Below are 18,570 nucleotides of genomic sequence, written 5' to 3' on the forward strand. Positions count from 1 at the left end.
CCTGTGTTTAGCGGCGATAGGTTGGCGCTTTGGCGGCCAGCGTCGCATCCTTGACCGACTCGCGCCACAAGAGATAGAGCCCAGAGCCCACAATCAGGGCAATTCCGATCCAAGCGGTCGCATCGGGCCAAGTGCCAAACACCGTCACCCCCCACATGATCGCCATCGGCATGGCGACATATTCAAAGGGCGCGGCAAAGGCGGCCTCGGACAGCCGGTAGGCCTGAGAGATGAAGAGCCCCCCCAACATGCCGGATATGCCAAGCATGATCAGGATCGGCCAATCCCCCGGCGCGGGCCAAACCCAAGCGCGGAACAGGAATTCAAGCGAGGGATGCCCCATCCCGGCAAAGCGCCCGTCGCCAAAGCTGAGGCCGATGATCGTGCTGGCGATGATAAAGGTAAGCTGGATGTAGAAGGCCATGGTTGGCGCGCTCTCGGTGCCGCCGATCTTGCGCGCGAGGATATGCATGACGGCGTAGAGAAACGCCGCCGCAATGGGCAAAAGCGAGGCCAGTTGAAACGCCGCTGTGCCCGGCTTGACGATCACCAAAACGCCCAGAAACCCCACGGCAATGGCCGCCCATCGCCGGGTGCCGACGCTCTCGCGCAGGAACAGCACCGAGAACACGGTGATCACCAGCGGTGAGACAAAGAACACCGCCACGGCATCGGCAATCGGCATTGCCGCCAGACCCAGAAAGAGACAGGTATTGGCGCTAACCACGCAGAGGCCGCGCAAAAGGTGCATTTTCGGGCGGCGCGTGCGTATAAGGGCCAGACCGCCCGCAAAAGGCATGACAAAGGCCACAAACGCCGCCATGCCCACCAGTGCCCGGATAAATACCACCTGATGCAGGGCATAGCTATCCGAGAGAAACTTGATCCCCACATCGTTGAGCGAAAAACACAGCACCGCCGCCAGCGCATAGCCAGCGCCGATCAGGTTGGAACGCTGAATGGTTGTGGCGGTGGTCATGGGACGTCCTTTAGATGTTACGGGCCGCAGCCCGCACCGCCCGTTCCAGAGCGTCCAGAAAACGCGAGCGGTCGGCCTTTGTAAACCCTTTGCCGCCGCCTTGGCGAAAGGGGTCTGCGGCGCGCAGGTCGGCCATGAGGTCGCGCGTGGCGAGCACGTTGCCGATGTTGGCCCCCGTCAGCGCCTCGCCGTTGTGTTTGAGCACCAGCGCGCCCGCTGCCACGCATTTCGCGGCCAAGGGGATATCCCCGGTGATGACCACATCGCCTGTCCCCGCGCGCTCGGCGATCCAAATATCGGCCACGTCGGGGCCGTCGGGCACAATCACCATCTCGACAAGCGGATTGCGCGATGGACGCAGGCCGCCGTTCGAGACCACAAAGATCCGCAGCCCGTGCCGCGTGCCGACACGCTCGACCTCGTCCTTGACTGGGCAGGCATCAGCATCGACGTAAATGGGCATAGGGTGGTCCTTTTGCCTGGGGTCAGAGGGGCGCATCAAGCCAAGCGCGAATTTCGGCGCTGTGCTCTCCGCGTGTGGGTGGTGGTGCGACGCTGTGGCGTTGACCGTCAAACCGGGGGGCGGGGGCGGGGCAAAGGCCGCCGCCACCCTCCTGCCAGACGCCACGCGCTGCCATATGCGGATCTTGTGCGGCCTGATCGGGGCGCAAAACCGGCGCGACGCAGGCATCCGACCCGGCAAAGACCTCGGCCCAATGTGCCAGCGGCTGCGCGGCAAAGAGGGCGGCCAATCTGGCCCCCTGTTCGGGCCATTGCGCGCGGTCGTGCTGCGCCGCAAGATGAGGATCGTCCGACAGGCCAAGGCGGGACAGGAACGCGGCGTAGAACTGTGGCTCAAGGCATTGCACCGTGAGCCAGCCGCCGCAAGCGCAGGCGTAGACGCGGCTCCAATGTGGGCCATCAAGCAGGCTTTGACCGCGCGTCATGCTGAGGTTACCGGTGGGCATCATCGACATCAAAAGCGCCATCATATGCGCCGAGCCATCGACAATAGCCGCATCCACCACGGTGCCCTGTCCGGTGCGCGCGGCGCGGATCAGACCTGCCAGCATCCCGGCCAAAAGATAAAGCGCGCCGCCGCCCACATCGCCTACAAGGGTAGCGGGCGTCTGCGGCGGTGTGCCGGGCGCGCCCGCATACCAGAGCGCGCCGGAGGTGGCGATATAGTTGAGATCATGCCCCGCCTCATGGGCGCGCGGCCCGTCCTGCCCCCAGCCGGTCATGCGCCCATAGACAAGGCGCGGGTTGGCGGCCTGCATCGTCTCTGGCCCCAGACCCAGCCGCTCCATCACGCCGGGGCGAAATCCCTCGATCAGCGCATCCGCGCGTTCAATCAGGGCGCGGGCAATGGCGATATCCGCTGTGGTTTTAAGATCCAGCACGATGGACCGCTTGCCACGGTCGAGCAAGTTCTGCGCGCCCGCCACGGGATTGCCGGCACTGGGGCGGTGGATCACGATCACCTCTGCGCCCATTTCGGCCAGCATCATCGCGGCAAAGGGCGCTGGCCCCAGCCCTTCGAATTCCACCACGCGCAGACCTGACAGCATCTTTGCCCCAATCTTGTTTGGGCGCAGGGTAAGGGCAGGCGCGCGCGAAGGCCAGATGCCACGCGCCGCTCCGACTTTCTGCTCTCTTGGCGCGGCATTGGGGCTGCGCTAGGGTAGGGGGGTGATGGAACGGGAGGGACCAAGCAGATGCAGATGAGTGACGCGCGCGACATCAAGGCGGATCGGGCGACGGTCTGGGCGGCCCTGCTGAGCCCCGAGGTGCTCAAGGAATGTGTGCCCGGCGCGCAGGAGGTGACGGGCACGCCCGAAGAGGGGTTCGAGGCGACCGTTGTTCAAAAGGTCGGGCCGGTGAAGGCGACGTTCAAGGGCATGGTCAAAGTGTCGAACATCGTGGAGTTGGAAAGTCTGACCCTGACCGGCGAGGGCAAAGGCGGGGCCGCAGGCTATGCCAAGGGCGGGGCCAATGTGCGGCTGGAAGACAGTGAAACCGGCACGCGGCTGAGCTATGATGTCGAGGCGAGCGTCGGCGGCAAGCTGGCGCAGCTGGGAAGCCGGTTGGTGGACGGTTTCGCCAAAAAAATGGCGGATCAGTTCTTTACCCGCCTCGAAGAAGTGCTGGAAGGTCCGTCAGAGGACGATCCGGAACCCGAGGCGGAAAAGAAAGGCTGGCTTAAACGGTTGATCAGCTAGGTTGCATCACTCTGTCAGAAGTCGATTGCGGGATACGGTGCCGGGATCATTTCCGGCGATGACATCCGCAATACGTTGGCCGATCATGCGGCTGGCCTTGAACGAGGGGTGAATGAGGTCGATCCCGTGATAGGATCGGTCGCCATGCGGCACCATGTCTGCAAGGGGCAGGAAATGCACACCCCGGTCAAGCCCCGCCAAGAGCGCCACGCGACGATCCATTTCGGCCCCTTCATCGGTGCAATGTTCCACAGGTGATGTGATGCCCGGCGTGCGCAGATAACCGACATAGATCACCTGCGCCCCGCTTTGACGGAGGCGCGAGACAAAGCCGGGGATCGCGCCGCGTCGCCCATCCCGGGAAATCAGGCGATCGAGCTTGCCCCCACAGCGCATGCAGCCGCAGCCAAGCCAGAGATCATTGCCGCCGCCATTCAGCACGGCCCAATCCCAATCGCCCTGCCGATATTGCTTGGTGATGTTCAGGCCAAGCGCGCCGGTGATCGGCAGGCGGTAAAGAAACCGTGCTCCGGCAACCGACATATCGGTGACGCGCACCCCCAATTCCCGTTCCACCGACGAGGAAACAGAGCGCCCAGTCAGCTTGTGCATCGCCAAAAGCGAATCACCCATGACCAGAATGCGCGGTTCTGCCTGCGCTTGGCTGACCCCCGTCATCAGCGTACACGCCAGTAGAACAAGCCTGAATATATGCTTGATCATCCCGTTCCCCTTGCCGTCGTCAGGCCCGCCACCCCGTGTGGTCGGTACTCTAGCATCATGCAGGCAAACTATGAACAAACTCACAAAAACAGACTGTTCTTTGATCGGCGACACCGCGCATCGACGCACAGGGACCTATGCCGGGATGCGCGTTGCGTTCGGGTGTCGATGGATTAGGTTCCGCACAAAGGGGAATATCTATGACAGCTATCGTAACGGTCGAGGGTCTGAGCAAGACCTACAAGGGCGGCTTTACCGCGCTCAATGCGGTGACACTCAGCATCGAAGAGGGCGAAATCCTTGCACTGCTTGGTCCCAATGGGGCGGGCAAGACGACGCTGATTTCGACACTCTGCGGCATTACCACGCCGACGGGTGGGCGGGCTTCGGTCGGGGGGCATGACATTGTGACCGGCTATCGTGCCGCGCGGGCGATGATCGGCCTTGTGCCACAGGAAATTGCGTTGGAACCTTTCGAAAAGGTCATCAACACCGTGCGCTTTTCAAGGGGGCTATTCGGGCGGTCGCCGGATGAGGCGCTGATAGAGCGTATTTTGCGGCAACTCTCGCTTTGGGATAAGCGCAACAACCGGATTCGCGAGCTTTCGGGTGGGATGAAGCGCCGGGTTCTGATCGCCAAGGCGCTCTGTCACGAGCCGCGTGTTCTGTTTCTCGACGAGCCGACGGCGGGCGTCGATGTGGAGTTGCGCCGGGATATGTGGGAGGTGGTGCGCGGGTTGAAAGAAAGCGGCGTGACCATCATCCTGACCACGCATTATCTGGAAGAGGCCGAGGCCATGGCCGACCGGATCGCGGTCATCAACAAGGGAGAAATCCTGTTGATCGAGGACAAGGCGGCGCTCATGCGTCGGATGGGGCGCAAATCCTTGCGGATTGATCTGGTGTCGCCGCTTGAGCAAGTGCCAGAGGCTCTCTCTGGTTATGATCTGGAACAGGCCCCGGATGGTCAGGCGTTGATCTATCATTATGACACACGCGGCGAGGGCACCGGCATCACCCGGCTTTTGCAGGCCTTGGCCGCCGAGGGGCTGTCGGTACGCGACATCGAAACACGCCAGAGCAGTCTCGAAGAGATTTTCGTGGGCCTTGTGCGGGAGGACGCAGCATGAACCTGCACGCTATTCGCGCCATTTATATCTACGAGATGAAGCGGTTTTTCCGCACCATCCTTGAGAGTCTGCTGTCGCCGGTCATTTCGACCACGCTCTATTTCGTGGTCTTTGGTGCCGCCATTGGTGGGCGGATCCAAGAGGTGGAGGGTGTGAGCTATGCCGCCTTTATCGTGCCCGGCCTGATCATGCTCAGCGTGATGACGCAGGCAATTTCCAACGCCTCTTTCGGGATCTATTTCCCGAAATTCATCGGCACGATCTTTGAACTTCTCTCGGCCCCGGTCAATTTCCTAGAAATCGTGCTGGGTTACGTTGGCGCGGCGGCGACCAAGGCGTTGATGATCGGCTCGGTGATCCTGATCACGGCCAGCCTGTTTGTTGATCTCGATATTCAGCATCCTTGGATCATGGTGCTGTTTTTGGTGATGATCTGTGTGTCCTTTGCCCTTTTTGGGTTCATCATCGGCATTTGGGCCGAGAATTTTCAGCAATTGCAATTGATCCCGCTGTTGGTGATCACGCCGCTCGTGTTTCTTGGGGGGGCGTTCTATTCCATCTCGATGTTGCCGCCGGCGTGGCAGGTGGTGACGCTGTTCAACCCGGTTGTTTACCTCATCTCAGGGTTTCGCTGGGCGTTTTTCGGGGTGGCGGATGTGGGGATCGGATACAGTCTTTTGGCGGTTGCTGTGTTCTTTGGCCTCTGCCTTGCGGCGGTTTGGATGATCTTCAAGACCGGATACCGCATCAAATCATGACCCTGTCGCGTGATCTTTTTCGCGCGAGAACAGGGGAAATGCCGGGGAAGGGCGATCAGATGCACGGGCTGCCTTGTTTGTCATGCCCTCGCACTCTACATCGGGCGGCATGAGACATATGATCCCCTTCCTCAACCGCAGGCCCACCGTCGCGGTCATCCGCCTTGCGGGGATGATCGGCGGGGGTCCGCGCGCGGCCCTGAGTGACGAAGCCATCGGGCCGGTGATCGAAAAAGCATTTGCGCGCGGCAAGCCGGTGGCGGTGGCGCTGGTCATCAATTCTCCCGGTGGATCGCCGGTACAATCCTCGCTTATCGCGGCCCGTATCCGCCGGCTGGCAGAGGAAAAGAAAATCCCCGTGCATGCCTTTGTCGAGGATGTGGCGGCCTCGGGTGGCTATTGGCTGGCGGTTGCGGCGGATGACATCTGGGTCGATGCCTCTTCGGTGCTGGGCTCTATCGGGGTGATCTCGGCGGGCTTTGGCGCGAACGAGTTTCTGGCCCGGCAAGGGATTGAGCGACGCATTTACACGGCAGGCAAGTCCAAGAGCACGCTTGACCCGTTCATGCCCGAAAAGCCCGAGGATGTGACCCGCCTCAAGAGCATTCTGGAAGACATTCATGCCGCCTTTATCACCCATGTGAAATCCCGGCGCGGCGCGCGGTTGCGCGACGATCCGGATTTGTTCACGGGGGAATTCTGGCTGGGGTCGCGCAGCGTCGAATTGGGGCTGGCCGATGGCATCGCGCATCTGCTGCCGAAGCTCAAGGAACTTTACGGCGACAAGGTGCAGCTTGCCCGCTATGGCCGCAAACGCGGGATATTTCCGCGATTTGGGGCGGCTATCGCCGAAGACGCGCTGAGCGTCGTCGAAGAACGGGCCAGCCTTGCCCGGTTCGGCCTCTGATTTGTTGGTCAAGGTCGTCATATTCTTTCTTGTGGCGATGGGGGTCCTCGCCATGTTTGGCCGTCTCCGGTTTCCGGGGCAAAAGCGGCTCAGTCAGGCCAAATGCCAGAAATGCGGGCGCTACCGCATCGGCAAGGGGCCCTGTTCCTGCGAAAAGGGTAAATTGAAATGATGCCATGGCTCTTGTCGGCGCTGGGGCTGGTGATCCTGCTTCTGGCTGGGGATGCCTTGGTCAAAGGGGCTGTGAACCTAAGTTTGCGTGTGGGGATCCCGGCGCTGATCGTCAGTCTCACGGTGGTGGCCTTTGGCACCTCTGCACCGGAACTGCTGATCTCGGTCAATGCGATTTTGGATGACAAGCCGGGGCTGGCACTGGGCAATGTGGTGGGCTCGAATACCGCCAACATCCTCTTGGTGTTGGGTATTCCGGCTATTCTCGCGGTACTGCATACCAGCAGCTGCAGGTGCTCCAAATCGTATCTCCAGATGCTCGCCGCTTCGGTCCTGTTCATTCTGCTGGCCTTTCGCGGCACGTTTGACTGGATCTCGGGTCTGATCCTGCTTGCGGCTTTGGCGCTTATGCTGGCGGATGCATTTCGCGACACGATGGCGCATCGTCGCGAGGCGGCCATCACGGCCCTGTCCGAGGTGGATGGCATAGAGGATGTGGAAGGCGCAGACCCCAATATGCCGTGGTGGCAGATCATCACTTTCCTTGTGCTGGGCCTTGTGGGGCTGCCGCTTGGTGCGGATATCCTTGTGGACAATGCCTCAATTCTCGCGCAGCGCTACGGCGTCAGCGAGGCGGTGATCGGCCTTACGCTGGTTGCGGTCGGCACCTCATTGCCGGAACTCGCGACCACGGTGATGGCGGCATTGCGCAAACAGGCCGATGTGGCGCTGGGCAATGTCATTGGCTCCAACATGTTCAACCTGCTTGGCATCATCGGTGTTGCGGCGCTGGTTGGTGAAATTCCTGTTGATCCTCAGTTCCTCAATTTCGATCTCTGGGTGATGCTGGGCACGTCCTTGCTGATCATTCCTTTCGTGTTCTTCAAGATCGACATCACGCGTGTGTGGGGCATCGCCTTGACCTCTGCTTATGTGGTCTATGTCTCGGTGATATTGATCTGAGGAGTAGCAGGGCATGACGCGGGCTTTGGTGACAGGCGCGGGTAAACGGCTGGGCCGGGCAATGGCGCTGGAGCTGGCGCGGCAAGGGCATGATGTGGCCGTTCATTACGCCACCTCGCGCGAGGCAGCAGAATCCGTGGCCGATGAAATTCGGGCGTTGGGGCGAGAGGCGGTGACGCTTGAGGCGGACCTGCTGGACGAGGCGCAGGTGATACCGCTGGTGGCGCGCGCTGCCCAAGCACTGGGCGGGCCGCTGACCACGCTTATCAACAACGCCTCGATCTTTGACTATGACAACATCCAGACCGCCACGCGCCTGAGCTGGGATCGCCACATGGAAAGCAATCTGCGCGCGCCCTTCGTGCTGACGCAGCAGATGGCGGCGCAGGTGCCCGCACCGACCATGGACGACTATGACGAGCCGGTGGCGCAGGGGCTGGTGATCAATATGATTGACCAGCGCGTGCACAAGTTGACGCCCGAGTTCATGACATACACGATTGCCAAGATGGGTCTCTGGGCGCTGACCCGGACTGCGGCACAGGCGCTGGCCCCACGGGTGCGCGTCAATGCCATCGGACCGGGGCCGACATTGCAAGGGCATCGCCAGAGCGACAGCCATTTCCAGAACCAGCGCCGGGCGACCATTTTGCAACGTGGCGCCAATCCGCAGGATATCACAGCGGCGCTTGTCTACTTCCTGAATGCACCGGGTGTGACGGGCCAATTGCTCTGTGTGGATGGGGGCCAGCACCTGGGTTGGCAGACCCCTGATGTTCTGGGTGTGGAGTAAAACGCGCGTCCGACGAAAAAAGTTTTGCACTGGCCGTGGGTTCGTCACGCAAGCGTTACAAAATCGTTAGTGTTTTCAACATTTTGCCAAGGGCATATATTTTTGTTGATAGATATCAATGTGTTGATAAACTGCCTAAAAATTAGGCATCTTAACGAACCCAGCCGAATCCAAGGAAAATTTCCACTTCCCGGAAACCTATCCGCAGAGTTATCCACAGAAACCGTGGACAGCTTCCCTCTTGCTCTCCGGGTCGGATCATTGCAGCACTCGGGGGGAATCATATCTGAGAGCCGATGACCGAAAACGCCCCCGAATCCCCACCCAAACCCGGCCATGATGTCATCCGGGACTATCTGCGCACGCTAGACGCGTCGCCGGGGGTCTACCGGATGCTCGATGCGCAGGCGAGGGTGCTTTATGTGGGCAAAGCGCGCAATCTGCGCGCGCGTGTGTCGAACTATGCCCGCCCCACCGGCCATACCGGGCGCATCGGGCGGATGATTTCAGAAACTGCGTCGATGATGTTTCTCACGACCGCGACCGAGACCGAGGCGCTGCTTTTGGAGCAGAACCTCATCAAACAGTTGAAGCCGCGCTACAACGTGCTGTTGCGCGACGACAAGAGCTTTCCCAACATCCTTGTCACCGGGCATGAATTCCCGATGATCAAGAAACATCGCGGTGCCAAGCGTGAAAAGGGGGCTTATTACGGGCCCTTCGCCAGTGCCGGTGCTGTCAACCGAACGCTGGCGCAGTTGCAGCGCGTGTTTCAGTTGCGCAATTGCACGGATGCCATGTTCGAGAGCCGGACGCGCCCCTGCTTGCAATATCAGATCAAGCGCTGCACCGCGCCCTGTGTGGGCAAGATTGATCGGGCAGAGTATGCAACGCAGGTCAGCGATGCAGAGCGTTATCTGTCGGGCCGCTCGACCGAGATTCAGGAAAAGCTGGCCGTGCAGATGGCCGAGGCCGCCGAGGCGATGGAATACGAGCGTGCTGCTGCCCTGCGGGATCGTATCAAGGCGATGACGCAGGTGCAGACCGCCCAAGGTATCAACCCCCGCACCGTGGACGAGGCCGATGTGATCGCGTTGCATCTGGAACAGGGCCAAGCCTGCGTGCAGGTGTTCTTTATTCGCGGCGGGCAGAACTGGGGCAATCAGGATTTCTATCCCCGTGTCGGTGTGGATGTTGAAGAGGCCGAGGCGCTCGAGGCCTTTATCGGTCAGTTCTATGACAGCAAGGAACCACCGCGCGCCTTGCTCTTGTCGCATCCGATTGAGAATGCCGATCTGATGCAGCAGGCGCTAAGCGACAAGCTGGGGCGCAAGGTGACGCTGAACGTGCCCCTGCGGGGGGAAAAGGCCGAGTTGGTCGACGCCGCGATGCGCAATGCCCGCGAAAGCCTTGCACGTAAAATGGCCGAGACAGCCACCACGGGCAAATTGCTGCGCGGCTTGGCCGAGGCGTTTGATCTGCCCGGCCCGCCGCAGCGGATCGAGGTTTATGACAACAGCCATATTCAGGGCACCGATGCCGTGGGCGGGATGATTGTCGCAGGCCCTGAGGGCATGATGAAAAACCACTATCGCAAGTTCAATATCCGGGGCGATGACATCACGCCGGGCGACGACTTCGGGATGATGAAAGAGGTGCTGACCCGCCGCTTCAAGCGGTTGTTGAAAGAAGACCCTGATCGCAGCCAAGGGCATTGGCCGGACCTGTTGTTGATCGACGGTGGGGCGGGGCAAGTCAGCGCCGTGGCCAGTATCATGCGCGAGATGGGGGTTGAGGATATCCCGATGGTCGGGGTCGCCAAAGGCGTGGACAGGGATGCCGGCAAGGAAGAGTTTCACCGCGTGGGCAAACATCCTATGGCGCTGCGCCATAACGATCCGGTGCTCTATTTCGTGCAGCGTCTGCGCGACGAGGCGCATCGTTTTGCCATCGGCACGCATCGCGCCAAACGCGCCAAGGCGGTGGGGGCCACGCCACTGGATGAGGTGCCGGGCATCGGGGCTGCGCGCAAACGTGCGCTTTTGGCCCATTTCGGCAGCGCCAAGGCCGTGAGCCGTGCCAATCTGGCCGATCTGCGTGCGGTCGAAGGGGTCTCAGACGCGATGGCCCAGAAGCTCTACGATTTTTTCCACGAACGCGGCTGAACGTTGTGCATCAGTCAGCTTGACAAAGCATGCTCAAAAAATGAACATGAATTCAGTTTCATTTCTGAGTCACCCATGCCCGCGTCCGCCGATCACACCAGCTATCCCGCGTTTCTCGCTGTGCAGGTTGAGGGCGAGGCAAAGGGTGTGCGCACTGCGCAGGCGCTGCGTATCGCAGCATGCTCTCTTTTGGAACGCGCGGCGCTTCAGGATCTGACCATCGGGGCCATCTGCAAAGAGGCGGGCGTCGCCAATGGCACCTTTTACCTCTACTTTCCCGATCAGGCGCATCTGCTCGACGATCTGCTGCAAGGCTTTGCCGCCTTTCTGCAAGCGGGCATGATCCGCGCCAGCCAGAGCAGCCCCGAGCGCAGCATGCGCCCCGCGACCGAGGCCTATGCCCGCCTATTCGAGGCCAATCGCGGGCTGATGAAATGCCTCATCCATCATCTTGATGCCTTTCCAGCGGCGCGTGCCGCGTTTCACCGGCTCAATCGGGAATGGATCGACACCGTTGTGGCCGCCACCCGCCGCAGGCTCGCCCGCGAGGGGCGGGGTACACTGAGCGAGGCCGAGTTGACCCGCCGGGCCTATGCCTTGGGTGGCATGACGGATCAGTATTTTTCCAGCCTCTATCTCTCGGGCGAGGCGGGGCTGGTCGATGTGTCTGCCGACCGGGCGGCGGTGATTGCCACGCTCACAACCATCTGGGAACGAGGATTGCAGCCATGAGCCTGCTTGACCAAGCCGAATTTGCCAGCCCTGACCGGCTGCGCGCGCATCAGGCCGCCGCTTGGGCGGTTCAAAGCGCCTATGTCGCGGCACAGTCGGAGTTTTACCGCGACCTTTGGCAGGGGCGCACACCCCCTGCTGACCTGCGCGATCTGGCTGAATTGCCCCTGTCGGACAAGGCGCAATTGCGGATTTCGCAGGCGGAACATCAGCCGTTCGGCAACTATATGGCCGCCTCCCGGCGCGAGGCGGTGCGGTTGCACCGTACCTCTGGCACCACTGGGCAGGCGATGAATTTGGCCCTCTCAGCCCGCGATTGCGCGGTGACAGAGGCGGTGGGCGGTCGCTGTCAATCCGCCTCTGGCCTGACGCCCGACGATACCGTGGTGCATTGCCTGAACTATCAGATGTGGATGGGCGGGCTGACCGATCACATGACCTTGCAGGCGACGGGCGCGATGGTGGTGCCCTTTGGCGTTGGGTCCACAGAATTATTGGTACGCACCATTCAGGAGGTGGGGATCACCGCGATTTCCTGCACACCCTCTTATCCGTCAGTGCTGGAACGGGTGATTGCAGACAAGTTTCCGGGATTGAAACCGCGCGATCTGGGCCTGCGTTTGGGGCTCTTTGGCGGCGAGGCGGGGCTGGATGATCCGGCGTTTCGCGCACGCCTGCGGGATGTCTGGGGCATGGAGCCGCGCAATGCCAATTACGGCGTCTCGGATGTGTTCTGCAATTTCGCAGCGCAATGCGAACACGACACGCGCCTGCATTACATGGCGGCCGATGTGCTCTATCCCGAGCTGATAGACCCTGAGACGGGCGCATCGCTGCCGCTTGAGGCGGGGCAGACCGGGGAATTGGTGCTGACCCATCTGGCGCGCGATTGTCAGCCGCTCGTGCGGTTTCGCAGCGGCGACATCATCACCGTGGATGCAACCGATCCCTGCACCTGCGGGCGCAGCGGGTTCCGCTTTCGCGTGGTGGGGCGGTCAGATGATATGGTGGTGGTGCGCGGCCTCAATCTCTTTCCGACGATGGTCGCGGCAGTCATCAACGAGTTTGCGGCGCTCTCTGGCGACTACCGGATCATTCTCGATAGCCCGCCGCCTTATGATGCCCTGCCGGTCACGGTGGAACGGGCCAAGGGGCAGCCTGTGACAGATGGGCTGGCCGAAGAGGTTGCCACCGCGATCAAGACCAAGATGGGCGCCACGGCGCGGGTGACAGTGGTGCCGCATGGCACCTTTCCCCTGACCGAGGGCAAGACAAAGCGTGTGCTGAGAGGCAACCAATGACCGATGTGACCTATGAAACCGTCTTGAGCGAGATCGTGGACGAGGGCGTGCGCTGTATCACGCTGAACCGGCCCGGCAGTCTGAATGCCATGAACCGCGCCCTGATCGACGATGTGGCGCGGGCGTTCGAGCGGGCGAATGCAGATGCACAAACCCGCGCGATCATTTTTACTGGGGCGGGCAAGGCGTTTTGCGCAGGCGACGACCGGCGCGAGCATGTGCATCCCACCTCCGAGGAAGAGGCGCGTGATCTGGTGAAGGCGATCCAGCGTGCGACCGATGCCATCGTTCTGGGACACAAACCCGTGGTGGGCGCAATCAATGGATGGGCGGTGGGCGGCGGCTTTGAGTGGGCGATCAATTGCGACTTCCCGATTTGGGCCACATCGGCGCGGGGGTTCTTTCCAGAGGTGTCACTGAACCTCTTTGTCACCGGCGGGGTCAGTAGCCTGTTGCCTGCGCTTGTGGGGCTCAACAAAGCGCGCGAGATGCTGTTTTTCGGCGACCGTTATGGGGCGGCGGACCTGCACGCGATGGGGCTGGCGTGGAAATGCGTGCCCGACGCAGAGCTGATGGACGAGGCCAAGGCAACTGCCCGCCGGTTGGCCGATCTGCCCCCCTTGGCTGTGCGTGCGATGAAGCGGGTTCTGAACGCCGCTGCGATGACTGACCTGCGCCGCGCCATGGACCACGAGACCGAGGCCACGATTGCCGGGTTCATGGATCCGGAAACCACTCGGAGGCTGCGTGATTTCTAGCAATCAAGGGCGCTTTCCCTCGCGCCTGTGACAGGATAGAACAGAGGCCATGACGTGGACCTTGCCCAATATCCTGACCACGCTCCGCCTGCTGGCAGCCCCGGCAGTCGCGGTCATGTTCTTATATTTTACAAGACCTTATGCCGATTGGTTCGCGCTGATTCTGTTCGTCAGCGCTGCGATCACCGATTGGTTCGATGGGTATCTGGCGCGCAGCTGGAAACAAGTGACCAAGCTGGGCACGATGCTGGACCCGATTGCCGACAAGGCGATGGTGGTCATCGCCCTGATGGTGATCGTCGGCTATTCAAGCATGTCGCCCTGGTTGGTGCTGCCCGCCACGGTCATTCTGTTTCGAGAGGTGTTTGTCTCGGGCTTGCGCGAATTTCTGGGCGACACCGCAGGCACGCTCAAGGTCACGCAACTGGCCAAGTGGAAAACCACCGCGCAGATGGTAGCGATTGCCGTGCTGTTTGCCCAAGGTGTGTTCGAGCACTATTTTGGTATGTCGGTGTTCGGCATGGATGATCATCTGGTTTTGTCCATCCTTGAGGGGCGCGAAGATGATTTGCACGGGTTGACGTGGAAATACACCGGCATGGTTTGGGCCGGCCACGTGGGCATCTGGCTTTTGTGGCTGGCGGCGGCGTTAACCCTGCTGACGGGGTTCGACTATTTCAACAAGTCGATCCCCTATCTGAAGGATGAGAGATGATGGATGTGCTCTATTTCGCTTGGGTGCGGGAACGGATCGGCCTTCCAAAGGAGCGGATTGATACCACACCCGCCACGGTCATGGACTTGGTGAACCAACTGCGCGCGCGCGAAGAGCGGTATGAGGCTGCGTTTGCTGATCTGAGCGCGCTGCGCGTGGCGGTGGATCAAGAGTTGAGCGATTTCGATGCGCCGCTGGCCGGTGCCCGAGAGGTGGCATTCTTTCCGCCGATGACCGGGGGCTGAGCCATGGATATCCGGGTACAAGAGGCCGCGTTTGACCTTGGTGCCGAGGCCAATGCCTTTGTTGCGCGACAGTCCGGGATGGGCGCGGTTGTGACCTTTACCGGGATTGTGCGCGATCTCGATGGTGCGTCCCTTCGGGCGATGCAGATCGAACATTATCCCGGTATGACGCAAAAGGCGCTGGAAAAGATCGCGGAAGAGGCGCGCGAACGCTGGAGCCTTGGGGATGTTCTGGTCATCCACCGCTATGGCACCCTGCAGGCGGATGCGGTGATCATGATGGTCGCCACCGCCGCCCGGCACCGCGCCGATGCCTTTCACGCGGCGGAATTCCTGATGGATTTTCTAAAGTCGCGGGCGCCCTTCTGGAAGAAGGAAGTGACCGACGCGGGTGCCGATTGGGTTGACGCCAAAGATGCGGATGAGGATGCGCTGACGCGCTGGTAAATCATGTGACGCGCGGTTTTGCTTGCGCCCGGACGTGTTCCGGGGTGATCTATCGCGAACCCAATTCCCGACAGAGACCATCCCATGAGTGCCATCATCGACGACTATATCACCACGCTCACGCCCCGCGCCAAGGGCCATATCAGAGGCCTCGCCAAGCTTGTGATTACAGGCCACGGCAGCGTCATGCTCAGCGAGGCAGGCGCGCGCGCCGGGGATGAAGCGGCGGATGTGGTTCTAAGCGCCAGCGACGAGGTGTTTCGCAACATCCTGTCCGGCGCACAAAACCCGGTCATGGCTTATATGTCAGGCAAGCTGAAGGTTGAGGGCAATGTGCAACGCGCGCTCAAAGTCAGTGCGATCCTGACGGCTCAGGGATAGCGCGACGCTGTCACGAAAAGCGGCGGTGCCGATCTGGCCCGCCGCATTGAATTCATAGCGCCACAGGCACACGCACGCGGTTACTTGCAGCGTTTTTCGGCCTCTTCCACTGCCGCAGTATATCCCAGCAGAGAGAACGTATCCTTGGTCACTGTGCCACGCCCTGAGCGGGCGGTCAGAACCGCATCCGCGCCGCGTTTCATCGCTGCGAGAACTTGGGCGTCATCCTCGGTGCTTGCGGGCCAAGCCCATTCGCCTTCGGTGAACAGCTCGAATTGCGTGCCGCCGATATTGAGGTTTACGGTCGAGCCCCCGGCAAACGGATAGCCACCGGTAAAGGTGATCTGGCCCTGCACGCCTGCACCCGGGCGGAAGAATGTCATCAACAGCACATCGCCGCGCCGCACTGCCACCACGCGCCCATCCTTGGTGTTGACAGATTCCGTGGGCGCAGAGACCGCCCAGCATTCGCGCGGATCACTGTCCTCGAACACGCTCCACGCCGTGCTGGTGGCCACCTGATTGGTGCTCGTGCTTTGCGCCTGTGCTGCGGGTGTGATCAGCATCGCCACCGCGATGGCCATACCGCCTGCAAATCTTGATATCATATGTCCAGCCTCCAAGCTGTCCTAAGCCTCAAATCCTTCGGTCGCCAGCTACCCTTTACGGGAATATTTTTATATGCGACCAGTTCTGTCTCGACATTGCAATATTAGCCTGAAACACGCGAGAAGTGAAAGACGCAATTGGCGGATTTCCGCATATCCCGCCTGTCCCCCGATCTGCCGGAGTATACCGATGACCAACGCTGTCCCCTTCACCGAAATCTGGCGCGGACCCTCGCCTGAGAGCGTGCACCTTGGGCATGCGGTGATTTGCGACGCTGGGGGCGCGATTGTCGAGGCTTGGGGCAACCCTTCCGAGACGATCCTACCGCGTTCGTCGTGCAAGATGCTCCAAGCTTTGCCGCTGATCACCAGCGGGGCGGCGGATGCGCATGGGCTGACCTCGGAGCAACTGGCGCTCTCTTGCGCCTCTCATAATGGCGCGGCGATCCATACCGAGCGTGTCAATCGCTGGCTATCTTATCTGGGCCTGAGTGATGATGACCTGCGCTGCGGTGCCCATGACCCGCAGGACAAGGCGGCGCATAAATCACTGCTGTGTTCCGGCACCTCGCCCTGTCAGGTGCATAACAACTGTTCCGGAAAACATGCGGGCTTTCTCACGCTCAACCGGCATCTGGGCGGCTCTGCCGACTACATTGATCCCAGTCACCCGGTGCAAAGGGCCGTGCTCGAGGCGTTCGAAGAGGCCACGGGGGAAACGTCGCCCTATTTCGGCATTGATGGGTGTTCCGCCCCCAATCACGCCAGTTCGCTGCATGGCATGGCCCGCGCGATGGCGTGGTTTGCGGGCGCGTCAGACAGCGGCGATGTGGCCGAGCGCGCCGCCGTTCGGCTTTGGCAGGCCATGGTTGCGCATCCTGAACTGGTGGCGGGTGAGGGGCGGGCCTGCACCGAACTCATGCGCGCCTGTTCCGAGCCTGTGGCGCTCAAGACAGGGGCGGAGGCGTTTTTCATTGCGATTCTGCCCCGGCGCAAGCTGGGTGTCGCGCTCAAGATCGTTGATGGGGGTACGCGCGGTGCGGAATGCGCGATTGCCTCAATCCTCGTGCGTCTCGGTGTGCTCGACCCAGAGCATCCTGCGGCGCGCAAATATCGCAATGCTCCCATCGTCAATTGGCGCGGCATCGAAACGGGCATGATCCGCCCGGCCGCAGCCCTCGCCTGACGCGACTCGGGCGTATCGGCGGCGCTCCTCTCATGCCTGAACCCGGCCCATATCGGCGCCGGGCTGCTCAATTCACCCCTGGCGATGCGCGGCCTCTCGCCCGCTGGCTGACACCGGCGTAGGTCCGCGTATCGGACCCCCGGCATCTGGCCGGTTTCCGCGCTTTTTGGCGCGAAATCAGCGCCCCCCGCGACAGGTGGATCAAGCCTGCGCATGCTCTGTCCATGGGAGCGCCTCTGCGCCCCTCAACCAGAGAAAGGACGACCCAAATGACCAAGGAATTCGGTGCCGCGACTTTTGCACTCGCGCTGAGCCTGCCTGTGATGGCATTCGCGGGCGAGTTTTCCGCGATGGATGCGGATGGCGATGGCTATGTGACCATGTCCGAGTTTCAGCAGGTGATACCCGACGCAACCGCCGAGACCTTTACCACGGCAGATGCCAATTCCGATGGTGCACTGAGCGCCGAGGAAGTGGCCGCCGCCGTCGAAGCCGGTGTGCTGCCCGCATCGGACGGCTGATCCGGGTCTTAGACCTGTGCCATCACCAGCGACGGGGCGGAGGAGGATCTCCGCCCCGATCCGTGATCCTTCGGCCCATCTCTTGAACAACGCCTGCGCACCCCCATATCCAGCCAAACGACCATTTTTCGCCGCAGGCTTGGGGGGCGCGACGTGACTGATCGGACCAGAAAACCATTCCTGACGGGGCAGGCCCCTGCACCGTCGATGCAAAGCCGATGGGACGGCGTTCTGACACCCGAGCAAAAAGCGTGGTGTGATGCGCGCGACATCGCCCTTGCCTATGATCCGCTGCAAATTGGCTGGGTTATCGCCGACATAGACAGCACGTGCTTGCGGTCTACGCCTGCCACTCCCTTGTCATGGAAGGTCAAAACGCCGGGCCTTTTGAATTTCCGGCGCTGGCAGCCGTCGGATGTGCCGGCCTATATGCGGCTTTTGTCCGACCCCGAAGTCTGGCAGCACATGTATGAGGCATGGCCCGGCACCCTGACACAGGCGCTGGCACGCGACCTGATCGACATCTCAGGTCTGAGCGATCATCACGATGTTCTGGCCGTCACACTTGATGCGCAGCCCATCGGGCAGATGCGGCTTGCCTTTGGCGCGGATGCCAGCAGCAGCGATACCGCCGAAATCAGCTATTGGCTGGGCCGTGACTATTGGGGCCGCGGTCTTGGGCGGGATCTGGTGCACCGCGCCACACGGCGTGCATTTGCGGATCATGCCTGGCTTTATCGTCTGGTTGCCTTTGTTCATCCCGAGAATGTGGCATCGGCAAAATGTCTGCGCGCGGCCGGCTATCACGACCGGGGCCACCGCGATGACGGGTGGCAGTGTTTCGTGATCTATCGCGACACCTGAG

Annotated in this window: 23 protein-coding genes; 18 read left to right on the forward strand and 5 right to left on the reverse strand. The window is 61.3% G+C overall.

Annotation, left to right across the window (positions count from 1 at the left end):
- Nucleotides 1-7: 7 nt before the first annotated feature.
- The 3 genes from GC127_RS10660 to GC127_RS10670 are packed head-to-tail and all read right to left on the reverse strand — an operon-like array spanning nt 8 to nt 2,550.
- Nucleotides 8-979: a DMT family transporter gene (locus GC127_RS10660; protein ID WP_151978007.1), complete on the reverse strand. Its 972-nt coding sequence runs from the start codon at nt 977-979 to the stop codon at nt 8-10.
- Between the two features lie 10 nt (nt 980-989).
- Nucleotides 990-1,442: a YaiI/YqxD family protein gene (locus GC127_RS10665; protein ID WP_151978009.1), complete on the reverse strand. Its 453-nt coding sequence runs from the start codon at nt 1,440-1,442 to the stop codon at nt 990-992.
- 22 nt (nt 1,443-1,464) lie between these two features.
- The gene (locus tag GC127_RS10670) at nt 1,465-2,550 is read right to left on the reverse strand and encodes a CaiB/BaiF CoA-transferase family protein (RefSeq protein ID WP_151978011.1); all 1,086 of its coding nucleotides are present in this window, start codon (nt 2,548-2,550) and stop codon (nt 1,465-1,467) included.
- Between the two features lie 147 nt (nt 2,551-2,697).
- Between GC127_RS10670 and GC127_RS10675 the strand changes: the two genes are divergently transcribed.
- Nucleotides 2,698-3,201: a CoxG family protein gene (locus GC127_RS10675; RefSeq protein ID WP_008281401.1), complete on the forward strand. Its 504-nt coding sequence runs from the start codon at nt 2,698-2,700 to the stop codon at nt 3,199-3,201.
- Between the two features lie 6 nt (nt 3,202-3,207).
- Here GC127_RS10675 and GC127_RS10680 read toward each other — a convergent pair whose 3' ends face one another.
- Nucleotides 3,208-3,924 carry an SGNH/GDSL hydrolase family protein gene (locus tag GC127_RS10680; RefSeq protein ID WP_008281402.1) on the reverse strand — a complete coding sequence of 239 codons (717 nt, stop codon included), beginning with the start codon at nt 3,922-3,924 and terminating at the stop codon, nt 3,208-3,210.
- 200 nt (nt 3,925-4,124) lie between these two features.
- Here GC127_RS10680 and GC127_RS10685 point away from each other — a divergent pair, with 200 nt between their 5' ends.
- The 14 genes from GC127_RS10685 to GC127_RS10750 all read left to right on the forward strand — a co-directional run bounded on the left by GC127_RS10685 (nt 4,125) and on the right by GC127_RS10750 (nt 15,390).
- A complete protein-coding gene (locus tag GC127_RS10685) occupies nt 4,125-5,054 on the forward strand; it encodes an ABC transporter ATP-binding protein (RefSeq protein ID WP_151978013.1) in 930 nt (309 codons plus the stop codon).
- On the forward strand, nt 5,051-5,812 hold the full coding sequence (locus GC127_RS10690) for an ABC transporter permease (RefSeq protein WP_008281404.1): 762 nt from the start codon (nt 5,051-5,053) through the stop codon (nt 5,810-5,812). Before GC127_RS10685 ends, GC127_RS10690 begins: the two co-directional genes overlap by 4 nt.
- Nucleotides 5,813-5,921: 109 nt before the next feature.
- Complete coding sequence (locus tag GC127_RS10695; RefSeq protein WP_199861228.1) at nt 5,922-6,719, forward strand: S49 family peptidase; 798 nt, start codon at nt 5,922-5,924, stop codon at nt 6,717-6,719.
- Nucleotides 6,700-6,891, forward strand: a complete 192-nt coding sequence (locus tag GC127_RS23110) for a hypothetical protein (RefSeq protein ID WP_008281406.1) — start codon at nt 6,700-6,702, stop codon at nt 6,889-6,891. The genes GC127_RS10695 and GC127_RS23110 overlap by 20 nt, the downstream gene beginning before the upstream one ends.
- The gene (locus GC127_RS10705; protein WP_199861229.1) at nt 6,888-7,853 is read left to right on the forward strand and encodes a calcium/sodium antiporter; all 966 of its coding nucleotides are present in this window, start codon (nt 6,888-6,890) and stop codon (nt 7,851-7,853) included. The genes GC127_RS23110 and GC127_RS10705 overlap by 4 nt, the downstream gene beginning before the upstream one ends.
- Before the next feature lie 13 nt (nt 7,854-7,866).
- Nucleotides 7,867-8,646 carry an SDR family oxidoreductase gene (locus tag GC127_RS10710; RefSeq protein WP_081507074.1) on the forward strand — a complete coding sequence of 260 codons (780 nt, stop codon included), beginning with the start codon at nt 7,867-7,869 and terminating at the stop codon, nt 8,644-8,646.
- A 296-nt stretch (nt 8,647-8,942) separates the two neighbouring features.
- Nucleotides 8,943-10,811 carry an excinuclease ABC subunit UvrC gene (gene uvrC, locus GC127_RS10715; protein ID WP_151978015.1) on the forward strand — a complete coding sequence of 623 codons (1,869 nt, stop codon included), beginning with the start codon at nt 8,943-8,945 and terminating at the stop codon, nt 10,809-10,811.
- Nucleotides 10,812-10,886: 75 nt separating this feature from the next.
- Nucleotides 10,887-11,543 carry a TetR/AcrR family transcriptional regulator gene (locus GC127_RS10720; protein WP_151978017.1) on the forward strand — a complete coding sequence of 219 codons (657 nt, stop codon included), beginning with the start codon at nt 10,887-10,889 and terminating at the stop codon, nt 11,541-11,543.
- Complete coding sequence (locus tag GC127_RS10725; RefSeq protein WP_151978019.1) at nt 11,540-12,844, forward strand: phenylacetate--CoA ligase family protein; 1,305 nt, start codon at nt 11,540-11,542, stop codon at nt 12,842-12,844. The genes GC127_RS10720 and GC127_RS10725 overlap by 4 nt, the downstream gene beginning before the upstream one ends.
- Nucleotides 12,841-13,602, forward strand: a complete 762-nt coding sequence (locus GC127_RS10730) for an enoyl-CoA hydratase/isomerase family protein (RefSeq protein ID WP_151978021.1) — start codon at nt 12,841-12,843, stop codon at nt 13,600-13,602. Before GC127_RS10725 ends, GC127_RS10730 begins: the two co-directional genes overlap by 4 nt.
- 49 nt (nt 13,603-13,651) lie before the next feature.
- On the forward strand, nt 13,652-14,317 hold the full coding sequence (pgsA, locus tag GC127_RS10735) for a CDP-diacylglycerol--glycerol-3-phosphate 3-phosphatidyltransferase (RefSeq protein ID WP_008281413.1): 666 nt from the start codon (nt 13,652-13,654) through the stop codon (nt 14,315-14,317).
- Nucleotides 14,317-14,562 carry a molybdopterin converting factor subunit 1 gene (gene moaD, locus GC127_RS10740; protein ID WP_037297876.1) on the forward strand — a complete coding sequence of 82 codons (246 nt, stop codon included), beginning with the start codon at nt 14,317-14,319 and terminating at the stop codon, nt 14,560-14,562. Before pgsA ends, moaD begins: the two co-directional genes overlap by 1 nt.
- A gap of 3 nt (nt 14,563-14,565) precedes the next feature.
- Nucleotides 14,566-15,009, forward strand: coding sequence for a molybdenum cofactor biosynthesis protein MoaE (locus GC127_RS10745; protein WP_081507070.1), 444 nt, complete (start codon nt 14,566-14,568; stop codon nt 15,007-15,009).
- 84 nt (nt 15,010-15,093) lie between these two features.
- The gene (locus GC127_RS10750; RefSeq protein ID WP_008281416.1) at nt 15,094-15,390 is read left to right on the forward strand and encodes an SCP2 sterol-binding domain-containing protein; all 297 of its coding nucleotides are present in this window, start codon (nt 15,094-15,096) and stop codon (nt 15,388-15,390) included.
- Between the two features lie 80 nt (nt 15,391-15,470).
- On the opposite strand, the gene GC127_RS10755 is transcribed toward GC127_RS10750, so the two are convergent.
- On the reverse strand, nt 15,471-15,974 hold the full coding sequence (locus GC127_RS10755) for a hypothetical protein (protein ID WP_008281417.1): 504 nt from the start codon (nt 15,972-15,974) through the stop codon (nt 15,471-15,473).
- Between the two features lie 214 nt (nt 15,975-16,188).
- On the opposite strand from GC127_RS10755, the gene GC127_RS10760 reads away from it, so the two are divergent.
- From GC127_RS10760 to GC127_RS10770, 3 genes are all read left to right on the forward strand, one after another.
- The gene (locus tag GC127_RS10760) at nt 16,189-17,184 is read left to right on the forward strand and encodes an asparaginase (RefSeq protein WP_151978023.1); all 996 of its coding nucleotides are present in this window, start codon (nt 16,189-16,191) and stop codon (nt 17,182-17,184) included.
- 269 nt (nt 17,185-17,453) lie between these two features.
- Nucleotides 17,454-17,705, forward strand: a complete 252-nt coding sequence (locus GC127_RS10765; RefSeq protein WP_008281419.1) for a hypothetical protein — start codon at nt 17,454-17,456, stop codon at nt 17,703-17,705.
- Nucleotides 17,706-17,858: 153 nt separating this feature from the next.
- Entirely contained in the window at nt 17,859-18,569 is a 711-nt protein-coding gene (locus GC127_RS10770) for a GNAT family N-acetyltransferase (protein WP_151978025.1), read from the forward strand.
- The last annotated feature ends 1 nt before the right edge of the window (nt 18,570 follow it).

The organism is Roseovarius sp. EC-HK134, assembly GCF_902498815.1.
GTDB lineage: Bacteria > Pseudomonadota > Alphaproteobacteria > Rhodobacterales > Rhodobacteraceae > Roseovarius > Roseovarius mucosus_A.

Coding starts and splice junctions, on each gene's coding strand:
- GC127_RS10695 (WP_199861228.1), top strand. CDS start 5,922: ATGAGACATATGATCCCCTTCCTCAACCGCAGGCCCACCGTCGCGGTC.
- GC127_RS10675 (WP_008281401.1), top strand. CDS start 2,698: ATGCAGATGAGTGACGCGCGCGACATCAAGGCGGATCGGGCGACGGTC.
- GC127_RS10730 (WP_151978021.1), top strand. CDS start 12,841: ATGACCGATGTGACCTATGAAACCGTCTTGAGCGAGATCGTGGACGAG.
- GC127_RS10720 (WP_151978017.1), top strand. CDS start 10,887: ATGCCCGCGTCCGCCGATCACACCAGCTATCCCGCGTTTCTCGCTGTG.
- GC127_RS10705 (WP_199861229.1), top strand. CDS start 6,888: ATGATGCCATGGCTCTTGTCGGCGCTGGGGCTGGTGATCCTGCTTCTG.
- GC127_RS10755 (WP_008281417.1), bottom strand. CDS start 15,974: ATGGCCATCGCGGTGGCGATGCTGATCACACCCGCAGCACAGGCGCAA.
- GC127_RS10680 (WP_008281402.1), bottom strand. CDS start 3,924: ATGATCAAGCATATATTCAGGCTTGTTCTACTGGCGTGTACGCTGATG.
- uvrC (WP_151978015.1), top strand. CDS start 8,943: ATGACCGAAAACGCCCCCGAATCCCCACCCAAACCCGGCCATGATGTC.
- GC127_RS10750 (WP_008281416.1), top strand. CDS start 15,094: ATGAGTGCCATCATCGACGACTATATCACCACGCTCACGCCCCGCGCC.
- GC127_RS10765 (WP_008281419.1), top strand. CDS start 17,454: ATGACCAAGGAATTCGGTGCCGCGACTTTTGCACTCGCGCTGAGCCTG.
- GC127_RS10665 (WP_151978009.1), bottom strand. CDS start 1,442: ATGCCCATTTACGTCGATGCTGATGCCTGCCCAGTCAAGGACGAGGTC.
- GC127_RS10670 (WP_151978011.1), bottom strand. CDS start 2,550: ATGCTGTCAGGTCTGCGCGTGGTGGAATTCGAAGGGCTGGGGCCAGCG.
- pgsA (WP_008281413.1), top strand. CDS start 13,652: ATGACGTGGACCTTGCCCAATATCCTGACCACGCTCCGCCTGCTGGCA.
- moaD (WP_037297876.1), top strand. CDS start 14,317: ATGGATGTGCTCTATTTCGCTTGGGTGCGGGAACGGATCGGCCTTCCA.
- GC127_RS10725 (WP_151978019.1), top strand. CDS start 11,540: ATGAGCCTGCTTGACCAAGCCGAATTTGCCAGCCCTGACCGGCTGCGC.
- GC127_RS10760 (WP_151978023.1), top strand. CDS start 16,189: ATGACCAACGCTGTCCCCTTCACCGAAATCTGGCGCGGACCCTCGCCT.
- GC127_RS10685 (WP_151978013.1), top strand. CDS start 4,125: ATGACAGCTATCGTAACGGTCGAGGGTCTGAGCAAGACCTACAAGGGC.
- GC127_RS10660 (WP_151978007.1), bottom strand. CDS start 979: ATGACCACCGCCACAACCATTCAGCGTTCCAACCTGATCGGCGCTGGC.
- GC127_RS10710 (WP_081507074.1), top strand. CDS start 7,867: ATGACGCGGGCTTTGGTGACAGGCGCGGGTAAACGGCTGGGCCGGGCA.
- GC127_RS10745 (WP_081507070.1), top strand. CDS start 14,566: ATGGATATCCGGGTACAAGAGGCCGCGTTTGACCTTGGTGCCGAGGCC.
- GC127_RS10690 (WP_008281404.1), top strand. CDS start 5,051: ATGAACCTGCACGCTATTCGCGCCATTTATATCTACGAGATGAAGCGG.